This window comes from Xylanimonas ulmi, assembly GCF_004216535.1.
Lineage (GTDB): Bacteria > Actinomycetota > Actinomycetes > Actinomycetales > Cellulomonadaceae > Xylanimonas > Xylanimonas ulmi.
The window spans coordinates 636,740-661,012 of the sequence record NZ_SGWX01000001.1; the positions used below are offsets into that span (position 1 = coordinate 636,740).

At 73.0% G+C, this 24,273-nt stretch carries 19 protein-coding genes and 2 tRNA genes; 11 read left to right on the forward strand and 10 right to left on the reverse strand.

All coding sequences use genetic code 11. The features are described 5' to 3' along the window. Positions 1-95: 95 nt before the first annotated feature. From EV386_RS02780 to EV386_RS02790, 3 genes are read left to right on the forward strand one after another with little or no spacing between them, the layout of a single operon-like run. The gene (locus tag EV386_RS02780) at positions 96-1,724 is read left to right on the forward strand and encodes an ABC transporter permease subunit (RefSeq protein ID WP_130412117.1); all 1,629 of its coding nucleotides are present in this window, start codon (positions 96-98) and stop codon (positions 1,722-1,724) included. Continuing rightward, complete coding sequence (locus tag EV386_RS02785) at positions 1,724-2,635, forward strand: sugar ABC transporter permease (RefSeq protein WP_130412119.1); 912 nt, start codon at positions 1,724-1,726, stop codon at positions 2,633-2,635. The genes EV386_RS02780 and EV386_RS02785 overlap by 1 nt, the downstream gene beginning before the upstream one ends. Continuing rightward, a complete protein-coding gene (locus tag EV386_RS02790) occupies positions 2,632-4,527 on the forward strand; it encodes a glycoside hydrolase family 13 protein (protein WP_130412121.1) in 1,896 nt (631 codons plus the stop codon). Before EV386_RS02785 ends, EV386_RS02790 begins: the two co-directional genes overlap by 4 nt. Positions 4,528-4,534: 7 nt before the next feature. Here the strand turns inward: EV386_RS02790 and EV386_RS02795 are convergent, their stop codons facing one another. Beyond that, on the reverse strand, positions 4,535-6,853 hold the full coding sequence (locus EV386_RS02795; protein ID WP_130412124.1) for a transglycosylase domain-containing protein: 2,319 nt from the start codon (positions 6,851-6,853) through the stop codon (positions 4,535-4,537). Positions 6,854-7,043: 190 nt separating this feature from the next. On the opposite strand from EV386_RS02795, the gene EV386_RS02800 reads away from it, so the two are divergent. Both EV386_RS02800 and dnaG read left to right on the forward strand, forming a co-directional pair. After that, a complete protein-coding gene (locus tag EV386_RS02800) occupies positions 7,044-8,306 on the forward strand; it encodes a deoxyguanosinetriphosphate triphosphohydrolase (protein ID WP_242608046.1) in 1,263 nt (420 codons plus the stop codon). A gap of 58 nt (positions 8,307-8,364) precedes the next feature. Next, positions 8,365-10,299: a DNA primase gene (gene dnaG / locus EV386_RS02805; RefSeq protein WP_130412128.1), complete on the forward strand. Its 1,935-nt coding sequence runs from the start codon at positions 8,365-8,367 to the stop codon at positions 10,297-10,299. 9 nt (positions 10,300-10,308) lie between these two features. Here the strand turns inward: dnaG and EV386_RS02810 are convergent, their stop codons facing one another. The 3 genes from EV386_RS02810 to EV386_RS02820 form a co-directional block, all read right to left on the reverse strand. Beyond that, a complete protein-coding gene (locus tag EV386_RS02810; RefSeq protein ID WP_130412130.1) occupies positions 10,309-11,640 on the reverse strand; it encodes an FUSC family protein in 1,332 nt (443 codons plus the stop codon). A gap of 42 nt (positions 11,641-11,682) precedes the next feature. Then, positions 11,683-13,089 (reverse strand): MFS transporter, encoded by a 1,407-nt coding sequence (locus tag EV386_RS02815; RefSeq protein ID WP_130416735.1) that lies wholly within the window; start codon positions 13,087-13,089, stop codon positions 11,683-11,685. An 838-nt stretch (positions 13,090-13,927) separates the two neighbouring features. Further along, positions 13,928-14,000, reverse strand: a tRNA-Asn gene (locus EV386_RS02820). A gap of 156 nt (positions 14,001-14,156) precedes the next feature. Here EV386_RS02820 and EV386_RS02825 point away from each other — a divergent pair. Then, positions 14,157-14,669, forward strand: a complete 513-nt coding sequence (locus EV386_RS02825) for a hypothetical protein (RefSeq protein ID WP_130412132.1) — start codon at positions 14,157-14,159, stop codon at positions 14,667-14,669. Between the two features lie 21 nt (positions 14,670-14,690). Here the strand turns inward: EV386_RS02825 and EV386_RS02830 are convergent. Further along, positions 14,691-14,767 (reverse strand) — tRNA-Ile (locus EV386_RS02830). A gap of 343 nt (positions 14,768-15,110) precedes the next feature. Between EV386_RS02830 and def the strand changes: the two genes are divergently transcribed. The 4 genes from def (at position 15,111) to EV386_RS02850 (ending at position 18,284) form a co-directional block, all read left to right on the forward strand. Continuing rightward, complete coding sequence (gene def / locus EV386_RS02835) at positions 15,111-15,596, forward strand: peptide deformylase (protein WP_130412134.1); 486 nt, start codon at positions 15,111-15,113, stop codon at positions 15,594-15,596. A gap of 134 nt (positions 15,597-15,730) precedes the next feature. Continuing rightward, entirely contained in the window at positions 15,731-16,231 is a 501-nt protein-coding gene (locus tag EV386_RS02840; RefSeq protein ID WP_130412136.1) for a DUF3145 domain-containing protein, read from the forward strand. Between the two features lie 102 nt (positions 16,232-16,333). Beyond that, the gene (locus EV386_RS02845) at positions 16,334-16,915 is read left to right on the forward strand and encodes a DJ-1/PfpI family protein (RefSeq protein ID WP_130412138.1); all 582 of its coding nucleotides are present in this window, start codon (positions 16,334-16,336) and stop codon (positions 16,913-16,915) included. Positions 16,916-17,045: 130 nt separating this feature from the next. Next, positions 17,046-18,284: an alpha-hydroxy acid oxidase gene (locus tag EV386_RS02850; RefSeq protein ID WP_130412140.1), complete on the forward strand. Its 1,239-nt coding sequence runs from the start codon at positions 17,046-17,048 to the stop codon at positions 18,282-18,284. A gap of 43 nt (positions 18,285-18,327) precedes the next feature. Here the strand turns inward: EV386_RS02850 and EV386_RS02855 are convergent, their stop codons facing one another. The 5 genes from EV386_RS02855 to EV386_RS02875 form a co-directional block, all read right to left on the reverse strand. Further along, positions 18,328-19,584, reverse strand: a complete 1,257-nt coding sequence (locus EV386_RS02855; RefSeq protein WP_130412142.1) for a beta-ketoacyl-[acyl-carrier-protein] synthase family protein — start codon at positions 19,582-19,584, stop codon at positions 18,328-18,330. Positions 19,585-19,684: 100 nt separating this feature from the next. Continuing rightward, the gene (locus tag EV386_RS02860) at positions 19,685-19,933 is read right to left on the reverse strand and encodes an acyl carrier protein (RefSeq protein ID WP_130412144.1); all 249 of its coding nucleotides are present in this window, start codon (positions 19,931-19,933) and stop codon (positions 19,685-19,687) included. A 65-nt stretch (positions 19,934-19,998) separates the two neighbouring features. After that, the gene (locus EV386_RS02865; RefSeq protein ID WP_130412146.1) at positions 19,999-21,000 is read right to left on the reverse strand and encodes a beta-ketoacyl-ACP synthase III; all 1,002 of its coding nucleotides are present in this window, start codon (positions 20,998-21,000) and stop codon (positions 19,999-20,001) included. Continuing rightward, a complete protein-coding gene (locus EV386_RS02870) occupies positions 20,997-21,986 on the reverse strand; it encodes an ACP S-malonyltransferase (RefSeq protein WP_130412148.1) in 990 nt (329 codons plus the stop codon). The genes EV386_RS02865 and EV386_RS02870 overlap by 4 nt, the downstream gene beginning before the upstream one ends. A gap of 126 nt (positions 21,987-22,112) precedes the next feature. Beyond that, positions 22,113-23,300: a PucR family transcriptional regulator gene (locus EV386_RS02875; RefSeq protein WP_130412150.1), complete on the reverse strand. Its 1,188-nt coding sequence runs from the start codon at positions 23,298-23,300 to the stop codon at positions 22,113-22,115. A gap of 173 nt (positions 23,301-23,473) precedes the next feature. Between EV386_RS02875 and EV386_RS02880 the strand changes: the two genes are divergently transcribed. After that, the gene (locus EV386_RS02880; RefSeq protein WP_130412152.1) at positions 23,474-24,178 is read left to right on the forward strand and encodes a hypothetical protein; all 705 of its coding nucleotides are present in this window, start codon (positions 23,474-23,476) and stop codon (positions 24,176-24,178) included. Positions 24,179-24,273 lie beyond the last annotated feature (95 nt).

Below are 24,273 nucleotides of genomic sequence, written 5' to 3' on the forward strand. Positions count from 1 at the left end.
TGGCCCGCAGCCCGTGGGCTGCGGGCCACCGCTCGTGACAGCCACCCCCACCCGACCCCACACCCCAGGACCTCCTGGACCACGCGGAGGCACAGATGCCAACGACGGCACCCCAGCTCGACAAGGCGGAGCGCAAGCGGCTCAGGACGTCGCACGCCCGCGACTACGGACCCGGCTTCATCGTCAAGCTCGTCCTCATGGCGGCGATCAACGCCCTCGGCGTCTTCGGTCTGCTCGCCACCTGGAACTCCGGCGCCATGGGCCTGTTCTGGGGTCTGCTCGCGCTGCTCGTCGCCGCCGACTATGTCTACTTCTCCAAGCGCGCGCTGCCGCTGAAGTACATCTACCCGGGGCTCGCCTTCCTGTTGGTCTTCCAGATCTTCGTGGTCGGCTACACGGTCTATGTGTCCTTCACCAACTACGGCGACGGCCACAACGGGACCAAGGAGCAGGCCGTCACCGCCCTGCTCGCCCAGAACGAGCGGCGCGTCGAGGGTTCGGCGGCCTATCCGATCGCCGTCGTCGAGCGTGACGGCGAGCTCGGCTTCGCCGTCGTCGCGCAGGACGTGTCGATCTGCGAGGGCGCCCAGCCCGGCGACGTGTGCGTCGGCACCTCCGAGGACCCCCTGGCGCGCGTCGACGACGCCACGCACGACGGCGGCGCCGTCACGTCGGTGCCCGGCTGGAGCGTCCTGACCTTCCAGCAGATCGTCACCGAGCACCAGGCCGAGGTGACCTCGCTGCGGGTGCCCGTCTCGGACAACCCCGAGGACGGCTCGATCCGCACCACCGACGGCCGCAACGCCTTCGCCTTCAAGTCCTCCCTGGAGTGGGACGAGGACGCGGGCACCATGACCGACGTGACCACCGGCACAGTGTTCTCCGCCAACGACCGCGGTCTGTTCGAGGCTGAGGACGGCACGACGCTCAACGTCGGCTGGCGGGTCTCCGTCGGGTTCGAGAACTACATCACGGCGTTCACCGACGCGCGCTACTCGGGCCCGTTCGTGCGGATCCTGGTGTGGACGATCGCGTTCGCGTTCCTCTCGGTCGCCACGACGTTCCTGCTCGGCCTGTTCCTGGCGATCGTCTTCAACGACGCACGGCTCAAGGGCCGCAAGATCTACCGCACGCTCATGATCTTCCCGTACGCCATCCCGGGCTTCCTCGCGGCGCTGATCTGGTCGGGCATGCTCAACCGGTCCTTCGGCTTCATCAACCAGGTGTTGTTGGGCGGAGCCTCGATCGGATGGCTGACCGACCCCTGGCTGGCGCGGCTCTCGGTGCTCGGAGTCAACCTGTGGCTCGGGTTCCCGTACATGTTCCTCATCTGCACCGGCGCGCTGCAGTCGCTGCCCGGTGATGTGATGGAGGCCGCGAAGGTCGACGGCGCCGGCAAGTGGCGCCAGTGGCGCTCGATCACCATGCCGCTGCTGCTGGTCTCGACCGCGCCGCTGCTGATCAGCTCGTTCGCCTTCAACTTCAACAACTTCACGCTGATCTACATGCTCACACGCGGTGGGCCACGGTTCACCGACGTGTCGGTGCCGCTCGGCCACACCGACATCCTCATCTCGATGGTCTACTCGGTCTCCGGCCTGGACGGCACCGCGCCACGCAACTTCGGCCTCGCGAGCGCCTTGTCGATCGTCGTGTTCATCATCGTCGGCACGATCTCCGCGATCGGGTTCCGGCAGACGCGCAAGCTTGAGGAGGTCATGTGATGACCACACAGGTCACGACGCAGGGCGTCACCGCCCCGCCGCCCCAGGAGCTGCGCTCCCGGATGAGGCCGGGCCGCTGGGCCCGCGAGCTGGGCTGGCGCCACCTGGTCGGCGTCATCGCGGTCGTCTACGCGATGTTCCCGATCGTGTTCATCTTCTCCGCCTCGCTCTCCGAGCGCGGCACCATGACCGGGTCGAACCAGCTCTTCCGCACGATCAGCACGCACAACTTCGTCGCGCTGGCCGACACGCGGTTCTGGTCGTGGTTCGGCAACACGCTGATCGTCTCGATCACGACGGCGGTCGGCACGGTGCTCATGGGCGCCGCGGCCTCCTATGCGTTCTCGCGGTTCCGGTTCAAGGGCCGCCGCACGAGCCTCACGGCGCTGCTGGTCATCCAGATGTTCCCGCAGATGCTCGCGTTCGTGGCCGTGTTCCTGCTGGTCATGACCCTCGGCAACGTGTTCCCAGTTCTCGGGCTCAACAGCAAGCTCGCGCTGATCTGCGTGTACCTGGGCGGCGCGCTGGGCGTCAACACGTTCCTCATGTACGGGTTCTTCAACACGATCCCGATCGAGCTCGACGAGGCCGCGAAGATCGACGGCGCCACGCACTCGCAGATCTACTGGACCATCGTGCTGCGCCTGGTCGCGCCGATCCTGGCCGTCGTGGGCCTGCTGAGCTTCATCGCCTCGTTCGGTGAGTTCATCCTGGCGCGCATCATCCTGCAGTCGCAGGGCAACTGGACACTCGCGGTCGGCCTGTTCGGCTGGGTGTCCGACCAGCTCAACGCCAACTGGGGCCTGTTCGCGGCCGGCGCCGTGGTCGCGGCGCTGCCCGTCCTGGTGCTGTTCCTGATCCTGCAGAAGTACATCGTCGGCGGCCTCACCGCTGGGTCGGTCAAGGGATGAGCCTGCTCGACCAGCCGCACCACGACGGCTCGGCCGGCTATGTGCCGGCCGGGCCCGTCGCGGTCGGCGACCGCGTCCCGGTGCGCGTGCGCGTCCCGCACGCCTCCGCGGTCCGCGGCGTGTGGCTGCGCACCGTGCGCGACGGCGAGCCACGCGTCGCACCCGCCCGCCTCGACCACTCGGGCGAGCACGAGGACACCTACGTCGCCGACGTCGTCGTGCACAACCAGCCGACGCCCTACCGGTTCCTGCTCGACGCGCCCGACGCGCCCGCCGGGTACCGGTGGCTCAACGCGGCGGGCACACAGGACCACGACGTCCCGGACACGGGCGACTTCCGGCTCACGACGGCGCCGCCCGCCCCGGCCTGGCTCGGCGCGGGCGCCGTCTACCAGGTGTTCCCCGACCGGTTCGCGCGCTCGGCGCGCGCCGACGGGCGCGAGACGCCGGACTGGGCCGTGCCGACGGCGTGGGACACCGAGCCCGCGCCGCACGCCCCGCTCACGGCGCGGCAGCTGTACGGCGGCGACCTCGACGGCGTCGCCGAGCACCTCGACCACCTTCAGGATCTGGGCGTCACGACGCTCTACCTGACCCCGATCTTCCCTGGCCGCTCGAACCACCGGTACGACGCCTCGACGTTCGACGCCGTCGACCCGGTGCTGGGCGGTGACGCGGCGCTCGCGCGCCTGTCGGCCGCGGCGCACGCGCGCGGGCTGCGCGTCATGGGCGACGTCACCACCAACCACACGGGCGCGGGCCACGACTGGTTCACACGCGCAGCGACGGACCCGGGCTCGCCCGAGCACGACATGTTCCTGTGGGCCGGGTCGGGCGACGTGCCCGCCGTCGGCGCCGACATCGACCCGCACCCGCCGGCCTACGTGTCCTGGCTGGGCCACCGGTCGCTGCCCAAGCTCGACTGGTCGAGCCACGAGGTGTGGCGCCGCATGGTCGACGCCGACGACTCGGTCATCGCGCGATGGCTCCAAGCGCCGTACGACCTGGACGGCTGGCGCGTCGACGTCGCGAACATGACGGGCCGCTACGCCACCGCCGACCGCACGCACGAGGTGGCGCGGCGCCTGCGCGAGCGCATCACCGGCCTGCGGGCCGACGGGGCGCTGATCGCCGAGCACTTCCACGACTACACGGGCGACCTACCGGGCGACGGCTGGCACGCCTCGATGAACTACTCCGGGTTCTCCCGCCCCGTGTGGGGCTGGCTCGCCGACCCGCAGGCCGGTTACGACCAGTTCGGCCTGCCCGTGCCCTACGGGCGCGGCCCGGGCCGCGGCATGGTCGCGGCCATGCGCGACTTCGCCTCGCGTGTGCCGTGGCAGGTCGCCGCCGCGCAGTGGAACATCCTCGGCTCGCACGACACCCCGCGCGTGCGCACGCTGCTCGGCTCGGCGGCGACCGTCGAGGTCGCCGCGACGATGCTGTTCGCCTACCCGGGCACGCCCATGCTGTTCGCGGGCGACGAGACCGGCGCCGTCGGCTCCAACGGCGAGCACGCGCGCACCACCATGGCGTGGGACCAGGCCGCCACGGGCGGCCCGCGTTGGGACCTGGGGACCTACCAGGTCTTCCGCACGCTGGCGCGCCTGCGCCGCGACAGCGCCGCACTGCGTGACGGCGGCCTGCGCTGGGCCGTGGTCGACGACGACGCCGTCGCCTTCCTGCGCGAGTCGGCGCACGAGCGCCTGCTCGTGGTCGTCGCCCGCGGTCCGTGGGCCGGGGCCACGCTGCCGCCGTCCGTGCTGGGGCAACAGGCGCCCGAGCTGGTCTACGGCGGCTCGCTCGTCGGCACGCCGTCGCTCACCGTCGGGTCCGACGGCGTCCGGATCGGCGGCGACGGTCCGGCCGTGGGCGTGTGGCGCCTGGCCTGACCGAGGCTCACTCCGTCTCGGGCGACTCCGGGGCCGGCTGCGGCGTCGGCGCGGGAGCCGCAGGCGCGGGCTCCTCGGGCGCCGCAGGCGGCGCGGGCTCCTCGGGGGCGGGTGTCGCCGGCGCCACGGGAGCCGGGGGCGGCGCCTGGACGACACGCGGCGTGCCCACCATCGCCGGATCCGGCGCGGGGAACGTGAGCAGGGGCTCGTCGGCCAGCGCCCGGTCCATGAAGGACTGCCACATGGGCGCGGCGATCGTCGAGCCGAAGAGCGTGCGGATGAAGCGCCCGTTGACCGTGATGTTGAAGTTGGTCGTCTCACCCGAGGCCTCGCCGACCCACGCGGCCGTCGCGAGCTGCGGGGTGTAGCCGACGAACCAGGTCTGCGACGAGCCCTGCGTCGTGCCGGTCTTGCCGGCCGAGACGCGTCCGCCCGCCAGGCGGCTGTTGCGGCCGGTGCCGTCGGTCATGACGTGCTCCAGGGCGTAGGTGACGGTCGCAGCCACCTCGGGCTCCAGCGCGTCGGGGTCGCACCGCGGCGCCGGGACCGGCAGGTCCGCGCCGTCGGGGCCGACCACCCGGGTGATCGCGATGGGCTCGCAGAAGACGCCGCCCGAGGCGAGCGTCGCGTAGGCCGCCGCGAGCTGGAGGGGAGAGGTCGTCTGCGTGCCCATGATCATGGCCGGGGTGATCTCGATGTCCGCCGGCGTGGGGTCGAACAGCGTGACCGGCCCTTGGGGACCAGGCCGCGTCGTGGGGCGAAAGCCCATGTCCCACATCGTGTCGCGCAGCCCGCAAAGGTCGATCTCGGTCGACATCGTCGCGAACGCGGTGTTGACCGAGGCGTAGATCCCGCGCAGCACCGAGATGTTGCCGTGCGCGCGCCCCTCCGCGTTCCCGGGCCCCCACGGCGCCCCACCGAACTGCGCGCACGAGGCCGTCCACGCGCTCTGCGGGCGGCGCACCTGGGTGGCGTTGACGGTGTCGTGCAGCGTGCCGCCCTGCCGCAGCCACTCGGCGAGCTGGAACGGCTTGAACGTCGAGCCCGGCTGGAACCCGCGGGAGGATCCGTGCGCGGGACCGGCGGAGAAGTTCACCGCGGTGGTCCCGGGCGCGGGGTCGAGCGCGGCGTCGAACGGGGTGTTCTGCGCCATCGCGCGGATCTTGCCCGTGCCCGGCTCGACGGAGACGATCGCCGCCTCAAGCCCTGCGGAGTTGCCCGTGGGCACGTGCGCGACGACCTCCTCGACGGCGGCCGCCTGCATGTCCATGTCGAGGGTCGTGGTGATCCGCAGCCCGCCGCGGTGCAGCAGGTCGAGGCGGTCGGCCTGAGTCTCGCCGAACTCCGGGCTGTTGCGGATCGTCGCGACGACGAAGTCGCAGAAGAACGCCGCGCCGCCCGCCGCCTGGCAGCCCACCGGCACCGGCGTCACGTCGAGAGTGTCCTCGATCGGCGTCATGCGGGCCTCGTCGTGCTCCTCGTCGGTGAGGAAGCCCTGGGCCCACATGCGGTTGAGCACCAGGTTGCGGCGCTGCTCCGACAGGCGCGGGTTGACCGTCGGGTCGAACCGGCTCGGGGCGTTGGTGATGCCCGCGATCGTCGCGGCCTGGACGGGCGTGAGCTCGTACGCGGTGGTGTTGAAGAAGAACCGCGCGGCGGTCTCGACGCCGAAGATGCTGCGGCGCCCGAACTGCGCGATGTTGAGGTACCCCTCAAGGATCTCCTCCTTGGACAGGGTGTTCTCCAGCTCGATGGCCAGCCGCGCCTCGCGCGCCTTGCGCGCCATGCTCTGGTCGCGGGCCGCGTCGACGCCCTCGCGGTCGCCGGCCTGATAGGCGACGTCGATGAGCACGTTCTTGACGTACTGCTGCGTGATGGTCGACCCGCCCTGCGTGGGTCGGCCGAGCGTGTTGTTGACCGCGGCGCGCAGCAGCGCGCGCGTGTCGACCCCGTTGTGCTCGAAGAACCGCTCGTCCTCGATCGCGACGACCGCGTTGCGCATATGCGGGGAGATCTCCTCCAGCGGCACCACGATGCGGTTCTGGGCGAAGAACGTCGCCAGATGCCGCCCGTCGGCCGCGTACACCGTCGACGCCTGCGCCAACGGCGTGCGCTCCAGCACCGTGGGCATCTCGTCGAAGATCTCGCGCGACGTGTGGGTCACGGTCCTCAGCGCGTGCGCGGCGGGCAGCATGAGGCCCGCGGTGAGCACGCCACCGGTTCCGGCCAGGAGCAGCAGGGCCAGCAGGAGCGCGATGAGTTGGGTGGCGGACATGCGACGCGTGAGTCGCCGCGGCGCGGGGGCGTCGGACGGCTGAGGGGGCATGCGGCCACGCTAGGAGGACGACGAGGCCCGCAGCGCCGTCGGACGCGAATCGAGGCCGCCCCTGGCCGATCGGCGTCGCGACCAGCGCCCACGGCTCGCCCGGGCGGCGCGGCGTGTCGCGCGACGCCCGTAGCATTTGGGCGTGCAGACCTTCGAGCAGGGCGCCTTCGACCCCGACGTCGTCGGTGGCGTGCCGCGGCCCGCCGAGGGGGAGGAGGGCACACCGTCCTACGGCGACGCCGACGTCGAGCGCTACGTCAAGGAGCCGCCCAAGCAGAAGTCACGCACCCCGTTCGAGCGCGACCGGGCGCGCGTGGTGCACTCCTCGGCCATGCGCCGCCTGGGCGCCAAGACGCAGGTGCTCACCCCCGGCACCGACGACTTCGTGCGCACCCGCCTGACGCACTCGCTCGAGGTCGCCCAGATCGGGCGCGAGATGGGCCGCGCGCTGGGCTGCGACCCCGACCTCGTGGACACCGCGTGCCTCACCCACGACCTGGGGCACCCGCCGTTCGGGCACAACGGCGAGCGGGCGCTGGCGGAGGTGGCCGCCGACATCGGCGGGTTCGAGGGCAACGCCCAGACGTTGCGCCTGCTCGCGCGCCTGGAGCCCAAGGTCGACGGCGCCGGGCTCAACCTCACGCGCGCCTCGCTCGACGCGTCGGTCAAATACCCGTGGGCGCTCGGCGAGGGGCCGCGGCGCCCCGACGGCAGCACCACGCCCAAGTTCGGCGTCTACCCCGACGACGCGCCCGTGTTCGCCTGGCTGCGGCAGGGCGCCCCGGCCGGAGTCCGCTCGATCGAGGCCCAGGTCATGGACCTGGCCGACGACATCGCCTACTCGGTGCACGACGTCGAGGACGCCGTCGTCGGCGGGCGCCTGGACCTGGCCGTGCTCGATTCGGCCGACGAGCGGGCGCGGGTCGTCGCGGCCGTGCAGTCCTGGTACGGCGCCTGGCACACGGCCGACGCCGTCGAGGCGGCGCTGACCCGACTGCGCGAGTCGGAGCTGCTGGTCTCGGGCTTCGACGGGTCGCGGCGTGACCTGGCCCGGCTCAAGGACCTCACGAGCTCGCTCATCGGGCGGTTCAGCGGCGCGGCCCAGGCCGCGACGCGCGCCGAGTACGGGCCCGGCCCGCACACCCGGTACGGCGCGCGCCTCATCGTCCCGGACGAGACCGCGCTGGAGATCCTCGCGCTCAAGGGCGTCGCGGTCGCCTACGTCATGGCGCCGCGCGAGCGCGAGCCGGTCTATCTGGCCCAGCGCGAGATCGTCGCCGACCTGGTCGAGGTGCTCTTCGAGCGCGCGCCCGTCGCGCTCGAGGCGCCGTTCGCGGCCGACTGGCGGGCCGCGGGCGACGACGCCGCCCGGCTGCGCGTCGTCGTCGACCAGGTCGCCTCGCTCACCGACGTGTCGGCCACGCAGTGGCATGCGCGGATCGTGGGACGCTGACCGCGCGAGGGAGTGCGGACGCGGCCGTTCGCCCCGGGGTGAGCCCTAGACTCAGGGGGTGGCGGGGCTGATCAAGCGCGAGGACGTGGAGGCGGTCCGCGAACGCGCCCGGATCGAGGAGATCGTCTCGGCGCACGTCACGCTCAAGCCCGCGGGCGTCGGCTCGCTCAAGGGCTTGTGCCCCTTCCACGACGAGCGCTCGCCGTCGTTCCATGTGCGGCCCGGCGTCGGGCGCTACCACTGCTTCGGGTGCGGCGAGTCGGGGGACGTCATCGCGTTCGTGCAGAAGATCGACGGCATGAGCTTCACCGAGGCCGTCGAGCACCTCGCCGATCGCGTCGGCGTGGTGCTGCGGTACGAGGACTCGCGCGGTGGCGCGGTCGCGGCGGGGCGACGCGAGGAGCCCGGACGGCGCCAGCGCCTGGTCGAGGCCAACCGGGTCGCCGCCGAGTTCTACGCCTCCCAGCTCTTCGGCCCCGGGGCCGCTGCGGCCCGCAAGTTCCTCGCCGAGCGCAGCTTCGACCGCGCCGACGCCGAGCGGTTCGGCCTCGGGTACGCGCCCACCGGATGGGATGCGCTGCTGCGGCACCTTCAGGGCAAGGGCTACACGCGCGACGAGCTCGTCGCGGCCGGGCTCGTCTCCCAGGGGCAGCGCGGGATCTACGACCGGTTCCGCGGCCGGCTCGTGTGGCCGATCCGCGACACCACGGGCGCCGTCGTCGGCTTCGGCGCGCGGCGGCTGTACGACGAGGACCAGGGCCCCAAGTACCTCAACACCCCCGAGACCGTCCTGTACAAGAAGTCGCAGGTGCTCTACGGCATCGACCTGGCCAAGAAGGCGATCGCACAGTCCAAGCGCGTCGTGGTCGTCGAGGGGTACACCGACGTCATGGCGGCGCACCTGAGCGGCGTCGAGGTCGCCGTGGCGACGTGCGGCACCGCGTTCGGGCCTGACCACGCCAAGATCGTGCGGCGCCTGCTGGGCGACTTCGCGGCCGGGGGAGGGCTGCAGCTCGCGTCCGGGCAGTCGCTGGGCGGTGAGGTCATCTTCACGTTCGACGGCGACGCCGCGGGGCAGAAGGCGGCCGTGCGGGCGTTCGGCGAGGACCAGCGGTTCCACGCGCAGACCTTTGTGGCCGTCGCCGCTGGGGGCATGGACCCGTGCGAGCTGCGGCTCGCCCAGGGGCCCCAGGCGGTGCGCGCGCTGGTCGACTCGCGCATGCCGCTGTTCGAGTTCGTGATCCGCAAGGGCGTCGAGGGGCACGACCTGGACACCGTCGAGGGGCGCGTCGGCGCGCTGCGCGAGGCCGCGCCGCTCGTGGCGGGCATCCGCGACCGGGCGATGCAGCTCGGATACTCGCGCTCGCTCGCGCGCTGGATCGGCATCGACCCCGAGGATGTGCGGCGCGAGGTCGCGCGCGCCGCCGAGCGGCCCAGCCCGGCGCAGCGCCCAGCCCAGCGTCCCGTGGCGGGGCTCGACTCGGCTGAGAACGCCGGGCCCCCGGCCATGCCGATGCCCGACCCGCGCGACCCGGTCGCGCGCACCGAGCGCATGGCGCTGGTCGCCGCGCTCCAGTACCCCCAGCACGTCCCGCCCGCGTTCGACGCCCTGGGTGAGGACGCGTTCGGCGTGCCCGCGTGGCGGGCCGTGCACGCGGCGATCCGGGCGGCGGGGGGAGTCAGCGCGGGGCGGGGCCTGTCGGGCGCCGCGTGGGTGGGCGCCGTCGCGCAGCAGGCGGGCCAGACCGTCGCGCGGCTGGTCGACGAGCTCGCCGTGGCGCCGCTGCCCGAGGACCGCGAGGACGCCATCGGACGGTTCGTCGCCGACGTCGTGCGGGCGCTGGTGGACCTGGGCCTGACGCGGCGCATCGCCGACGCCAAGAGCCGACTGCTGCGCCTCGACCCCGACGGCGACGCCGCGGGGCACCGGCAGGCCCTTCACGCGGTGCTCGCGATGGAGCAGGAGCGCCGGGCGCTGCGCGAGAACGCGTAGGCGCCGGGCTCAGGCCCGGCGACGCCCGTAGCGGTGCACCAACAGCACCGTGAGCAGGCCGGCCGCCGCGCCCAGGGCGGTGTCGAGCGCGCGGTCGCGCGCAAGGGTGGCCGGGTCGGCCGCCTGGCCCAGCGTCGTCATCAGCAGCGCCATGGGCGCGATCGTCATCTGGGCCACGCCGTAGTTGCGGCCAACGACGACCTCCGTGGCCACCGTGAGCACGACGACGATGGCCGCCGTCGGCCAGAAGCCCGGGTGCGCCGACAACAGCGGGTACGCGAGCAGGAGAGCGCCCGCGGCGGTCCCGGCGGCGCGCTGCACCGCGCGCACGGCCGCATGTCGCGCGCTCGCGCCCTGGAGCACGGCGGTCGAGCCCATCACGGCCCACGCGGTGTGCCCGACGCCCAGACCCGAGGCGACCGCTGACGCCGTGAGACCCCCGATCAGCACACGCGCCGCCGCGAGGCGCCACCCTGGCCGAGAGGCGCCGGAGCGGAGTTGGTCGAGCAGGGACAGTCGATCCGGGAGCGGGGCGTCGACGGACGGGCGCTCGACGCCGGCCGCCTCGTCGAGCGCGCCCTGGAGCAGGCGGACGTTCTCGGCGAGCACCAGCGCGTCGGGGCGGGCGCGGGCCCAGGTGGCGTCGTCGGCGAGCGTGCGGCGTGCGCCGTCGAGCAGGTTCGCGGCGACGGCGCGGGTGTGCGCGTCACCCGCCCGCAGCGCGACGCGCACGGCGTCGGCCGCACGGCGCACCGCGAGGCGGGCCGGAGCCGTCGGGCGCACGACGGCGCCGGCCATGCACACGACCCAGGCGAGCAGCGCGCCGCTCGCGCCCGCGAGCGTGCGCGGCAGGACATCGGAGAGGCCCGGGGCGACGGCCATGCCGCCGCCGGCGCAGAAGATGAGGATCGTCGCGCCGGGCGCGCCCATGCGCAGCACCATCACCAGGGCGGTCGCGGCCGCGGCGAGCGCGGCCATGAGCGCGAACGCGGCGGCATCCGGCACGCCGAGCGCGGTGATCAGGCTGAACACTGCGATCGACCCGACGAGGACACCCGCGACCGCGGTCAGCAGCGTCGCGCGGCGGCGGTACGGGTCGTCGCGGCAATAGAGCGAGGTCAGCGCCCCGAGCGCGGCGAACGCCGAGGCCTCGCGATGGCCGACGAGCGCCGGGAGCGCGATCGCCAGGCCCGAGGCGAGTCCGACGCGCAGGGCCGGAGCGACCGTGCCGCGCAGACGTGCGAAGCGCACCGAGTCGCGCACGACGTCATGGTGGAGCACCTCACGCGCGGCGGCGCGGACGGGTGCGGGGGTGAACGAGCGGGGGAGGGAGAGCGACATGCTTGCCTCAGTCTACCGGCCGCTCGGGCGGCGGCCCCGTGCTCAGACGGTGACCTCGCTCGGCTCGGCCTCCTGCTCCGCGAGGCGCGCCCTGCGCGCCACGGCGGCTTGGCGATCGTGCGGCATGAGCGCGCTCGAGGCGAGCAACAGCGCGGCCGCGACGGCGATCGCGCCGAACACCAGGCGCATGGCGTTCATGATGCCCGGGCCGTGCGGCGCGCCGTCGGGGCCCAGTGTCGTGTGGGCGTTGACCACCGCGCCGAGCACCGCCACGCCCAGGGCCGAGCCGATCGAGCGGGCGAACATGTTGGTCCCCGTCACTGCGCCGCGCTCGGTGACCCCGGCTGAGGCCTGCGCCGCGATGAGCGTCGGCACCGCCGTCAGGCCCATGCCGGCGCCGATCACGAAGCAGAACACCCCGACCAGGACGAGCGGTGTGCTCCCGTTGAGGGCGAGCAGGAGCAGCCCGCCGACCAGCACGAGCGATGAGCCGATGACGGCGGTGAGGCGGAACCCGATGCGCAGGTAGAGGCGGCCCGCTTGGGCGGCCGACAGCGGCCAACCGAGCGTGAGCGCTGCGAGCGCGAATCCCGCCAGGAGCGCGCCGAAGCCCAGCACCTCCTGGGCGTAGATGGGCACGTAGGTCGACAGCCCCACGACCACGACTCCGACCAGCAGCGACACCGTGGTCGAGGCGCCCACCACGCGGCGGCGCAGGATCGACAGGTCGACGATGGGGTAGCGGACGCGGCGCGTGTGGCCGACGAACGCCGCCAACAGCACGACCGCCGAGGCCAGGACGCCGACCGTGGCGGGGGAGTCCCACGCCCACCGCGTGCCGCCCTGCAACAACCCGAGCAGCAGCAGCGTGCTGCCCGCCGTCAGGAGCGCCGCGCCGAGGTAGTCGATCGGCTCGCGCCGCGTGACCTGGCGCGACTCGCGGTAGCGCAGCGCGAGCATGATCGCGGCGACGACGGCGAGCGGCAGGTTGACCCAGAAGATCCAGCGCCAGGAGACGAACTGGCTGAACACGCCACCGAGCGTCGGCCCAACGACCGAGGAGATGCCCCACACCGAGGCGAGGTAACCCTGAACCTTGGCGCGCTCCTCCAGCGTGTACAGGTCGCTCGTGATGGTCATGGACACCGGCATGACCGCGCCGGCGCCCAGGCCCTGCACGGCGCGACCGACGATCAACACCGCCATCGACGGCGCGGCGCCGGCGAGGGCCGAGCCCACGAAGAACAGCCCGATGCCCACCAGCATGAGCCGCTTGCGGCCCACGATGTCCGCGAGGCGCCCGTACACGGGTGTGCTTACCGCCTGCGCGAGCAGGTAGGCGGAGAACAGCCAGGGAAGTTGGTCGAACCTGCCGAGCTCGCGCGCGATGGTCGACGACGCGGTGGCGATGATCGTCGCGTCAAGCGCGACCAGCGCCGTGGAGAGCATCAGGGACAGCAGGATCGGTCCGCGGTCGGACCGCAGTCCGACGGCGTGGGGGCGACGGGAGGGCACGAGTGGTGCAAGCGTCGCACGCCTCGCAAGATTCCCGGTGGAGTCCGGCCGGGTGTGACAGAGGGCGACGCGATGACGGGCGACGGCGGTGTCGTGGCCGAGAGGCGCGCGATTGTCTGCGCATTGTTTGATCGGACGAGAGCTCGCGAAGCGTGAGCCGCTCGAAAAAGGGTCTCCTATGTTGCGGCGGATCGACTCCCACTCGTGTCTCGAAGACTCCGCCGGCGGACTCGTTCGGTGACCCTACTTCGGCTTGCGGGCTGCCCGCCACATCAGGGCTGCGACGGCAATGAAGCCGACGATGATCAGGGCGACGGTGAAGTGCCAGGGTTGCACATCTTCCTCCAGGCGCGGGCAGGGTAATCGCTGTCCCACAACAGACGGGACCCTTGAGGTCGAAGCCGAGGTTACACGTCATGACACGTCACGCCGAGGCCTGCGATCGCTATTGACGGCTTCATGGTCATCGGCGCGCAGGTTGGCGTGTTGTCGATCCCGGGCTTGTCGGCGCGCACATTCTTGCCCGAAACGCTGGCGCCGCATTGGACGGGACTCGTGCGGACCCTTCGACGTCGGGTCGGGTCGGCGCCGCCGACGATGCTGTCGGCGGTGGGCCGAGCACCCACGCGGCCCGGGCGACGCAGGTCGATGGAGCAGCGCCGCTGTCGCGGTGGGGTGCGAGCGGCGCGGCCCCCAGCGACCCGAAGGCCCATAGCGGCCGAGAACGAGACAGCCCCTCGCCCGCATTGGTGCAGGTGAGGGGCTGTTTTTGCTCCCGCGGTAGGACTTGAACCTACGACCGTCCGATTAACAGTCGGATGCTCTGCCAGCTGAGCTACGCGGGATCGCTGACCCGTTTTGGGCCGGGCAGAAGACTACCAGGTGCCGAGGGGTGGTCGTGACACCCGGGTTGCGGTCCGCGCACGGTCGCGGCGCTCGCCGTCGTCGCGGCGCGACGCGTCCGACGGGCGGCGCCGTTCCCAGTCGCTACGGTGGCTCTCATGTGGTTGCGACGTCCTTCGCTGCCCGACGACGTGCGCGTGTCACTCGGGCTCACGCGCGCCGATCGGGTGCTGAGCGCCGCGGCGCTCGACGACGGCAGGTGGGCGGTTGCGACGAACGCCGGGCTGCTGGTGTCCGCGCCCGCAGCGGGCGGTGACGGTGTGGTCCGCCGTCAGTGGTCCGACGTCGACCGCGCCGCCTACGACCCCGCCCACGGCGCGGTGACCGTCCGGTGGGTTGACGCCGCGCCTGCGTTGCGGATGCGTCTCGCCGACCCTCGGCGCACGCGGCTGGCGCGAGTGATCCGCGAGCGCGTGGAGTGGTCCGTCGTGCTCAGCGAGCAGGTGCCGTTGCCCGATGGTCGCGCGGCGTCGGTGGCGGTGAGGCGAACAGTCGACGGGGACTTGTTCTCCCAGGTGATCGCCGAACCCGGGGCGGACCTCCGCGATCCGCAGATCGCTCGCGTCCTCGGCGACGCGGAGCGGAGGGTGCGTTCCGCGGCGGGCCTGTGACGACGCGCGCCGACGCTTGAGTGGTGCCCCGTGCAGGACTTGAACCCGCGACCGAGAGATTATGAGTCTCCTGCTCTGACCAGCTGAGCTAACGGGGCGCGGCGCGCAGTCTACCGGAGCGCCCCCGCGTCGCTGGGATGATCAGGCCTGGGCCCCGGCGTCGGACTTCGCCCATGGAGCGCGTGGCCCGCGGACGATTCGTCGCGCATGTGGCACGTTTGACCCCGTGTGGTGGCTGATCGTCGGGGGGACGTTGTTCGTTGTGGGGCTTGCGGTCGCCGTGCGTGTCGCTGTGAACGCCGTTGGCGAGCGGTCGGGCGCCGCAGGCGGACTCGCGCTCGCGATCGGCGCGAGCCTGGCGTTTTGGGGCCTGGCCGCGGTCGTCGTCGGGCTGGTGGTCACCCACCGCTGAGGCGCGGCGGGCATGGAAGAATGCCGGTCATGGCGATGCGAGAGATCCGGGTGATCCCCGACCCCGTGCTGCGGACCGTGTGCGACGAGATCACCACGATCGACGACGGCGTGCGTGGCCTGGTCGCGGATCTGCTCGAGACCGTCGACGCCGAGGGCCGCGCCGGCCTTGCCGCGAACCAGATCGGCGTCAACCTGCGCGCGTTCTCCTGGAACATCGACGACGAGGTCGGCTACGTCCTGAACCCACGCATCGTCGAGCTCTCCGACGAGCTGCAAGACGGTGACGAGGGCTGCCTGTCGGTTCCCGGGCTCTGGTTCCCGACGGCGCGGGCCTGGTATGCGCGTGTCGAGGGCATCGATCTGGACGGCGAGTCGGTGGTGGTCGAGGGCACGGGGCTCATGGCCCGCTGCCTGCAGCACGAGTGCGACCACCTCGACGGCAAGCTGTACCTGGACCGGCTTGAGCGCAGTGTCCGTTCGAAGGCGATGCGGGAGCTGCGCGCGCGTCTGTAGCGACGTGCCCTCGCGCTGGCACGCGCGATCGGGCATCATGGCGCAAGACAAAGCCACGCCGCAGGTGACACACCGCACATGCTGACCTGATCCGAGGACGTAGGGGAAGACGGACCTCGACTCAGGGAGGAACAATGTCCGGCGCCATCACACGCGGTGTCCTTTTCGTGCATTCGGCGCCCCGCGCGCTGTGCCCCCACGTCGAGTGGGCGGCCGGCAACGTGCTGGGCTCGCGCGTCTCGCTCGAGTGGACGGCGCAGCCTGCCGCGCGCGGGCTGCATCGTGCGGAGTACTCGTGGCAGGGCCTGCAGGGCACGGGCGCGCGCCTGGCGTCCGCCCTGCGCGGGTGGGACCACCTGCGCTATGAGGTCACGGAGGAGGCCAGCCACGGGGCCGACGGCGCCCGCTGGTCACACACGCCCGACCTCGGGATCTTCCACGCCATGACCGACGTGCACGGCAACGTCGTCATCCCGGAGGATCGGGTGCGCGCTGCGCTCGACCTCGCGCACGACCCGCGTGCGATGCAGGACGCGCTCGACCTCGCCCTCGGCACGGCCTGGGACGACGAGTTGGAGGCCTTCCGGTACGCGGGCGCGGGCGCGCCGGTTCGCTGGCTGCACCGCGTGGGGTGAGCGACCAGTCCCCATCTCAGATTGTGAGATGGGGACTGCCGGAGACCGCTCTCGTTCATCAGGATGAGCCCAACCGATGGCCAGCGAGACGCGGAGGCGACGATGCCCAAAGTCCTGATCGTGACCGGCGACTTCGGAGAGACCCTCGAGGTGCTCTACCCGTATGAGCGGCTGCGGGAGGAGGGATACGAGCCGGTCATCGCGGCGCCGACCAAGAAGCGACTCCAGTTCGTCGTCCACGACTTCGAGGGATACGACACGTTCACCGAGAAGTTGGGGCACGGGTGGCCGGCCGACATCGCGCTGGCCGACGTCGACCCCGCCGACTACGTCGCCCTCATCATCCCCGGCGGCCGAGCCCCCGAGTACCTGCGCAACAACGAGGACGTCAAGCGCATCGTCCGGCACTTCTTCGGCGCGTCAGCGCCGGTCGCCTCGCTGTGCCACGGCCCGATCGTCCTGGCCAGCGCGGGCGTGCTGGCCGGCAGGACCAGCTCCGGGTTCCCGGACATCGCGCCCGACGTCGCGGCCGGCGGCGGGACCTACCAGGAGTCTCAGGCCCTCGTCGACGGCAACCTGGTGACCGCGCGGGCGTGGAATGACAACGGCCCGTGGTTCGGAGCCTTCATGGCCCTCCTGAGGCAGGCCGCCCCGCTCGACGCACAAGCGGACGCGCACGCGTGAGCGGCGCCGGCCCCGCAGATCGTGTGGCCACCCGCCGATCGTGAGGTGTGCCAGTGTCGGTCCTGGGGCGCGCCATCTCGGCACGCCCCGGGAGCGAGGCCCACTGTTACGGCAACGGAAGCGAGCACCTATGGTCCAGCGGCAGCTACCCCGTCCCGCCGCGCTGTTCGAGCTGCTGCGGTCGCAGCCGACGCCGCGCGGCGCCATGCCCCGACGGCTCGAGGCGGCGCTGACGATCGAGGACCTGCGCGCCGTCGCGAAGCGGCGCACCCCCAAGGCGGCGTTCGACTACACCGACGGCGCGGCGGAGGGCGAACTGTCGATGGCGCGCGCCCGCCAGGCGTTCCGCGATGTGGAGTTCCACCCGTCGATCCTGCGTGACGCGTCATCCACCGACACGAGCGTGACGGTCTTCGGCGGGCCGTCCGCACTGCCCTTCGGCATCGCGCCCACCGGCTTCACCCGGCTCATGCACACCGAGGGCGAGGTCGCGGGCGCCGCCGCAGCGGGCGCCGCGGGCATCCCGTTCACGCTCTCGACCCTGGGCACCACCTCGATCGAGGACGTCAAGGCCGCCAACCCCGCGGGCCGCAACTGGTTCCAGCTCTACGTCATGCGGCAGCGGGAGGTCTCCTACGGGCTCGTGGAGCGCGCCGCCGCCGCGGGCTTCGACACGCTGTTCTTCACCGTCGACACCCCGATCGCCGGAGCCCGGCTGCGCGACCGGCGCAACGGCATGTCGATCCCCCCGCGGCTGACCGTCTCGACCATCCTCGACGCGATCCCGCGCCCCTGGTGGTGGTTCGACTTCCTCACGACCGCGCCGCTGGAGTTCGCCTCGCTGACCTCGACGGGCGGCACCGTCGGTGAGCTTCTCGACTCGGCGATGGACCCGACGATCAGCTACGACGACCTCGCCGTGATCCGTGAGATGTTCCCAGGCCGCATCGTGGTCAAGGGTGTGCAGACGCTCGACGACGCCCGCACGCTCGTCGAGCACGGCGTGGACGGCATCGTCCTGTCCAACCACGGCGGGCGCCAGCTCGACCGCGCGCCCGTGCCCTTCCACCTCTTGCCCACTGTGGTGCGCGAGGTCGGGGCCCACACCGAGGTGGCGCTGGACACCGGAGTCATGAACGGCGCCGACATCGTCGCCGCGCTCGCGCTCGGCGCGCGCTTCACGCTCGTCGGCCGCGCCTACCTGTACGGCCTCATGGCTGGGGGGCGCGCGGGCGTCGACCGCGCGATCGCGATCCTCGCTGAGCAGGTCACCCGCACCATGCGGCTGCTGGAGGTCGGCTCGGTCGCCGAGCTCACGCCGCAGCACGTCACGCAACTGCGTCGGCTCGCGCCGCGGCCTGAGGGCTGAGTGGGCGGTGGGCTGAGCGGGCGTCGCCAGGCGCCGCGCGGCCTCAGGCGTTGGTGACCGCGAGGGCCACGTTGTGCCCGCCGAACCCGAACGAGTTGTTGAGCGCGAGTACGTCGCCCGCGGGCAGCGCGGCCGGCGTGTCGCGCACCAGCGGCACCTGGAGCTCGGGGTCGGGGTGGGCGACGTTGATGGTCGGGGGAGCGAGACGCTCGTGCACCGCCTTGACGGCGAACAGCGTCTCCAGGGCGCCCGCGCCGCCGAGCAGGTGCCCGGTCATGGACTTGGTGGCCGACAGCAGCACGTGGTCCGCCTCGCCGCCCAGCAGCGTGCGGATGGACGCCGTCTCGGTCAGGTCGCCGACCTTGGTCGAGGTGGCGTGCGCGTTGACGTGCACGACGTCGCGGCCGGTGGCGCCCGCGTCGGCGAGCGCCCGGCGCATCGCGGAGACCTGGCCGCGGCCCTCGGGGTCGGGCGAGGTGATGTGGTAGGCGTCCGAGGAGAGGCCGACGCCGGCGATCCTCGCGTAGACCCGGGCGCCGCGGGCCGCGGCGTGCTCGGCCGACTCCAGCACGAGCACGGCCGACCCCTCGCCGATGACGAACCCGTCGCGGTCGACGTCGTACGGGCGCGAGGCTCCCTGCGGGTCGTCGTTGCGCAGCGACAGGGTGCGCGAGGCGGCGAACGCGGCGATGGGCATGGGGTGGATCGTGGCCTCGGTGCCGCCCGCGACGACGACGTCGGCGCGCCCGGTGCGGATCATCTCGACGCCGTAGCCGATGGCCTCGGCGCCCGACGCACAGGCCGACACCATGGCGTGCGCCCCCGCGCGCGCGCCGATCTCGAGCTCGACGTAGGCGACGGGGGAGTTGGGCATGAGCATCGGCACGGTCATCGGGAGCATGCGGCGCGCGCCGCGCTCACGCAGGGTGTCCCAGCCGTCGAGCGTCGTCCAGATGCCGCCGATGCCGGAGGAGACCACGGCGCCCAGGCGTTCGCCGTCGACCTCGGGGGAACCGGCGTCGGCCCACGCCTCGCGCGTGGCGATGATGGCGTACTGCGCCGAGGGGTCCATGCGCTTGATCTCGGGCCGCGCGAGGACCTCTTCGGGCTTGACCTTGATCGTCGCGGCGAAGGTCACCGGCAGGCCGTACTTCTGCGCCCAGTCGTTGTCGAGCGTGCGCGCGCCCGACTCGCCCGCCAGCGCGGCCGCCCACGTGGATGCGGCGTCACCGCCGAGCGGCGTGGTGGCGCCGAGTCCGGTGACGACGACCTCGGGGGTGCCGGTGCGTGGTGCGGTCATGGCGGGGGCTCCTGGGTGGGGGTCGGGGGCTGTCGCGGCGGTCGCGACGGGCCGGGCCCCCTAGTGGAGCCCTGGCCCGTCGCGACCGGCGGGAGGGTGATCAGGCCTGCGCGCCGACGATGAACGAGACGGCGTCGCCGACGGTCGCGAGGTTCTTGACCTCCTCGTCCGGGATGCGGACGGAGAACTTGTCCTCAGCGTGCGTGACGATGGTCATCATCGACAGCGAGTCGATGTCGAGGTCGTCGGTGAACGACTTGCCGAGCTGGACGGCGTCGGTGGGAAGGCCGGTCTCCTCGGCGACGATCTCGGCGAGGCCTTCGAGGATCTCGGTGTCGGTGTAAGCCATGGGTGTGTTCCTTCTGTGTGAGGTGGGTCCGGGCCGACGGCGCCGGGAGGGAGGACAGGGCGAGGCTACGGGAGCACGACGACCTGGGCGGCGTACACCAGCCCCGCGCCGAAGCCGATCTGGAGCGCGACATCGCCCGACTTGGCCTGGCCCTCGGCCAGGAGGCGGTCGAGGGCCAGCGGCACCGACGCGGCCGAGGTGTTGCCGGTCTCGGCGATGTCGCGGGCGATGACGACGTCCTGCGGCAGCTTGAGCTGCTTGGCCATCTGGTCGATGATCCGCATGTTGGCCTGGTGCGGGGCGAACACGTCGATGTCCGCCGGGCCCACGCCCGCGGCGTCCATGGCCGCCTGGGCGAACTTGCCGACCTGGAAGGACGCCCACTTGAAGACGGTTGGGCCGTCCTGGCGCAGCGTCGGCCAGCCGAGCGAGGCGTCGGCGCGCAGGTCCGTCCACGAGTGCGTCTGGCGGATGGTCGCGGCGCGCGAGCCGTCCGAGCCCCACACGGTCGGGCCGATGCCGGGGGTGTCGGAGCGCCCGACGACGGCGGCGCCCGCGCCGTCGCCCAGCAGGAACGAGATGGAGCGGTCGGTGGGGTCGATGAGCTCCGAGAGCTTCTCGGCGCCGACGACCAGCACGTTGCGCGCGACACCCGAGCGCACCAGCGCGTCGGCCTGGCCGATGGCGTAGCAGTAGCCCGCGCAGGCCGCCGAGATGTCGTAGGCGGCGGCCGGGTTGGCGCCGACGCGGTCGGCGAGGATGGCGGCGGCGGACGGCGTCTGCACAAAGTGCGAGACGGTCGAGACGATGACGGCGTCGATCTCGTCGGGCGCGACGCCCGCGGCCGCGATCGCCTTGGTCGAGGCGACCTCGGCGAGGTCGAGCACGTCGCGGTCGGCGCCCGCGCGCCGGCGGGTGACGATGCCGGTGCGCTGTCGGATCCACTCGTCCGAGGAGTCGATGGGGCCCGCGATGTCGTCGTTGGTCACGACGAGCTCACCACGCTCGGCCCCGATGCCGAGGATGCGCGAGTGCGCGACCGGCTGGGCCTGCTTGAGGACGGTCATGCTCGGGCTCCGTTCGTGCTGGCGGCTGCGCCGCGGAGGGACTCGCTGTGGCGCGCGACCAGGTCGCGTGCGGCCTCGACGTCGTCGGGCGACTTGACCGCGACCAGTTCGACGCCCTTGAGCGCACGCTTGGCCAGCCCGGTCAGGACGCCTCCGGGCGCCAGTTCGAGGATCGCGGTGACGCCGCGCGCGGCGAGGGTCTCCATGATCAGGTCCCAGCGCACGGGCGCGGTGACCTGCGCGGCGATGCGGGCGAGCGTCTCGGCGCCGGTGCGGTGCGCGGCGCCGTCGGCGTCGGCGAGGAACGGCACACGCGGGTCCGCGGCGCTGGCCCCGGCCGCCTGGGCGACCGGCTCGAACGCCTCACGCGCCGTGTCCATGAACGGGGTGTGGAACGCGCCGGCGACCTGCAGCGGGATGACCCGCGCGCGGCCGGGCGGGTTCGCGGCGAGCGTCGCGAGGCCCTGCGCCGACCCTCCGGCGACGACCTGGCCGGCTCCGTTGACGTTCGCGGGCCACAGACCCGCCGTCTCGATCGCGGCGAGCACCTCGTCCGGGTCGCCGCCGACGACGGCGCTCATGCCTGACGGCGCGGCCGCCGCGGCCTGGGCCATGGCCTGCGCGCGGCGGGTCACGAGGGCGACGGCCCCGGCGTCGTCGAGCACGCCCGCGACGGCCGCCGCGGTCACCTCGCCGACCGAGTGGCCGGCGGTGACGTCGACGACCTCGGCCACATCCCGCCCGGCCAGGGCACCGCCGTCGAGCACGACGCGCAGCGCGAGCAGCGAGGTGGCGACGATGAGCGGTTGGGCCACGGCGGTGTCCCGGATGGTCTCGGCGTCCGACGTCGTGCCGTGGGCGGCCAGATCGAGGCCAGCGGCCTCGCTGAGGGAGGCGAGACGCTCAGCGACGCCGGGCAGGTCGAGCCACGGCGTGAGCATCCCGGGGGTTTGAGAGCCCTGTCCAGGGCAGACGACGGCGAGCACGGGTCCACGGTGTCAGACGGCCGCACGCGCGGCGCGTACCGACGGGCACGAACCTGCCCGAGGCGTCTTGTGGGAATCCCACAAGACGCCTGTCGGCACGCGGCCCATGGACGCGGCGACGCCGGCTCAGGCGAGCTGGCCCAGGGCCAGGGCGACCTGGAGCACGAACGACTCACGCGCGTCCAGCGGGTCCCAGCCGGTGATCTCCGAGACCTTGCGCAGCCGGTAGCGGACCGTGTTGGGGTGCACGTAGAGCTGGCGCGCCGCCGCCTCAAGCGACCGTCCGGCGCCGAGGTAGGCCGACAGCGTCTCAAGCACCGCGCCCGACGCCGCCTCAAGCGGACGGTAGGCCACGTCGACGAGCGTGCGGCGGGCGGCGTCGTCGCCGATGAGCACCCGCTCGGGCAGCAGGTCGTCGGCCAGCACGGGGCGCGGCGCCTGGGGCCACGCGGGCGCCGCGGCAAGGCCGGCGAGCGCCGACGCCGCCGAGCGTGAGGCGTCGGCGATCGACGCGACGACCTCGCCGATGACGACGCTTCCGGGGCCGAAGCGGGGCAGCAGGCTCGTGGCGGCCGTGACCAGGTCGCCCTCGCCGCCGAGCACCAGCACGACGCGGTCGCCGTGGATGCCGACCAGCGCGTCGCCGGCGGCACGGCGGGCCGCGCGTCGCAGGTCGGCGGTGTGCAGCTCGTCGAGCCCGCCCGGCGTCGAACCGACCATGACGAGCGCCTGACCGCGGCTGGTCCAGCCCAGCGCCGAGACGCGCGAGCGGATCGAGTCGTCGCTCTCGGCCTCGCGGTCGCCGCGCACCAGGGCGTCGACGACCAGCGCCTCCAGGCGGGCGTCCCACGCGCCGCGCAGCTCGGCGGCCCGCGCGTAGACCTCGGCGGCCGAGAACGCGACCTCGCGCGAGTAGCGCAGCACGGCCTCGCGCACCTCGCGCTCGGCGCCCGGGCCCGCGATCTGGTCGGAGTGCGTCTCGACGACGTCGACCATGAGGCGCACAAGCTGCAGCGCCTGTTGCAGCGAGATCGACTGCGTCAGCTCGCGGGGCGCGGCGGCGAACATCTCCCCGACACCGCTGGGCGGCGCCGACGGGTCCGCGAACCAGGTGACGAACGACGCGATGCCCGACTGCGCGACGAGCCCGACGTAGGAGCGGTCCTCGGCCTGCAGCTCGCGGTACCAGGCCAGCTCCTCGTCGAGGCGACGCAGCGCGGCGGCGACCAGGAACCCGGTGCCCTCGCGCACGCGACGCACTGTCGCGGCGCGATGCTCAAGACTGCGATCGGAGTGTGTCGTGGGGTGGGGCACCCGACCGAGGATACGTGGGTCGGGGCGCTGAGGACCAGGCCGGGTTGTGGGGAAGGCACAAAGCGGTCGCCGCGTCGATCAGACGCCGCCGCCTGGCTGCCGCGCGCGCCGAAGCCCCCTCCGGACGTCCAGTTGGCTCCCTTGCGGGGCCCCGTTGTGGTTATGGTCATGGCATGGCTCTGATGCCCAGGCTCCGTGCTCTACTCCGTCGGCCGTTCTCGGCCTCGACCGTCGGCGCTCGCCGGCCGACGTCGTCGGCGCGGCGTCGTGGCGACACGGTCCAGGAGGACGCACTGCGCGCGATGCTCTTGGACGACCCCAACGACATGCAGGCGTTCAACGCGCTCGCCGAGGTGGTGCGGCGCAGGGCGGCCGAGTCGACCAACCCCGAGGACCCGCTGACCGCGACCGCCGATGAGGAGACGGCCGCCGCTCAGCGCGCGCGGGCCGCCGACCTGGCCGTCTGGTCGCTCGCCGAGGAGTTGGCCGGCCACCCGCGCGGTTGGTACCCGCTGCTCGAACTCGGCCGGCTGTCGCTGGCATCCGACCCCGAGGGCGCCGTGCGGCGCCTGGCGACCGCCGCGGAGCGTGACCCTGAGGGGCGCGCGCTCGCCGGGGGCATGGAGATCCTGCGCGGGGCTGGGATGCCCGTGGAGGCGCTGGGCCTCGGCGTCGGGCACTGGCGGGCGCGCGAGCACACCCCGGTCGTGGGCCAGCACCTGGTGCTCGCCGCGCTTGAGGCGGATCGCGCGCTGGAGGCCCGCCAGCACCTGGCCAACCTCGACGCGCACCCCGACCAGGCCGAGGTCGCCCGCATCCGGCCGGACCTGGAGCAGGCGATCGCCGCGTATGAGGCCACCCAGCAGCGCACGCCCTGACCCATCGCCTCGCCCGAGCTCGGCTCCGGCGAGGTGGATGACACGAAGGCCTCCGCCCCCGGTGAGGGAGCGGAGGCCTTCGCCGTGCGAGCGGC

Excerpts from the sequence above, each read along its gene's own strand:
- EV386_RS02785 (WP_130412119.1), top strand. The coding sequence starts at position 1,724 with ATGACCACACAGGTCACGACGCAGGGCGTCACCGCCCCGCCGCCCCAG.
- EV386_RS02845 (WP_130412138.1), top strand. The coding sequence starts at position 16,334 with ATGCCCAAAGTCCTGATCGTGACCGGCGACTTCGGAGAGACCCTCGAG.
- EV386_RS02840 (WP_130412136.1), top strand. The coding sequence starts at position 15,731 with ATGTCCGGCGCCATCACACGCGGTGTCCTTTTCGTGCATTCGGCGCCC.
- EV386_RS02815 (WP_130416735.1), bottom strand. The coding sequence starts at position 13,089 with ATGCTCTCCACGGCGCTGGTCGCGCTTGACGCGACGATCATCGCCACC.
- EV386_RS02780 (WP_130412117.1), top strand. The coding sequence starts at position 96 with ATGCCAACGACGGCACCCCAGCTCGACAAGGCGGAGCGCAAGCGGCTC.
- EV386_RS02795 (WP_130412124.1), bottom strand. The coding sequence starts at position 6,853 with ATGCCCCCTCAGCCGTCCGACGCCCCCGCGCCGCGGCGACTCACGCGT.
- EV386_RS02865 (WP_130412146.1), bottom strand. The coding sequence starts at position 21,000 with ATGACCGTCCTCAAGCAGGCCCAGCCGGTCGCGCACTCGCGCATCCTC.
- EV386_RS02880 (WP_130412152.1), top strand. The coding sequence starts at position 23,474 with ATGGCTCTGATGCCCAGGCTCCGTGCTCTACTCCGTCGGCCGTTCTCG.
- EV386_RS02810 (WP_130412130.1), bottom strand. The coding sequence starts at position 11,640 with ATGTCGCTCTCCCTCCCCCGCTCGTTCACCCCCGCACCCGTCCGCGCC.
- EV386_RS02850 (WP_130412140.1), top strand. The coding sequence starts at position 17,046 with ATGGTCCAGCGGCAGCTACCCCGTCCCGCCGCGCTGTTCGAGCTGCTG.
- def (WP_130412134.1), top strand. The coding sequence starts at position 15,111 with ATGGCGATGCGAGAGATCCGGGTGATCCCCGACCCCGTGCTGCGGACC.
- EV386_RS02825 (WP_130412132.1), top strand. The coding sequence starts at position 14,157 with ATGTGGTTGCGACGTCCTTCGCTGCCCGACGACGTGCGCGTGTCACTC.
- EV386_RS02860 (WP_130412144.1), bottom strand. The coding sequence starts at position 19,933 with ATGGCTTACACCGACACCGAGATCCTCGAAGGCCTCGCCGAGATCGTC.
- EV386_RS02855 (WP_130412142.1), bottom strand. The coding sequence starts at position 19,584 with ATGACCGCACCACGCACCGGCACCCCCGAGGTCGTCGTCACCGGACTC.
- EV386_RS02790 (WP_130412121.1), top strand. The coding sequence starts at position 2,632 with ATGAGCCTGCTCGACCAGCCGCACCACGACGGCTCGGCCGGCTATGTG.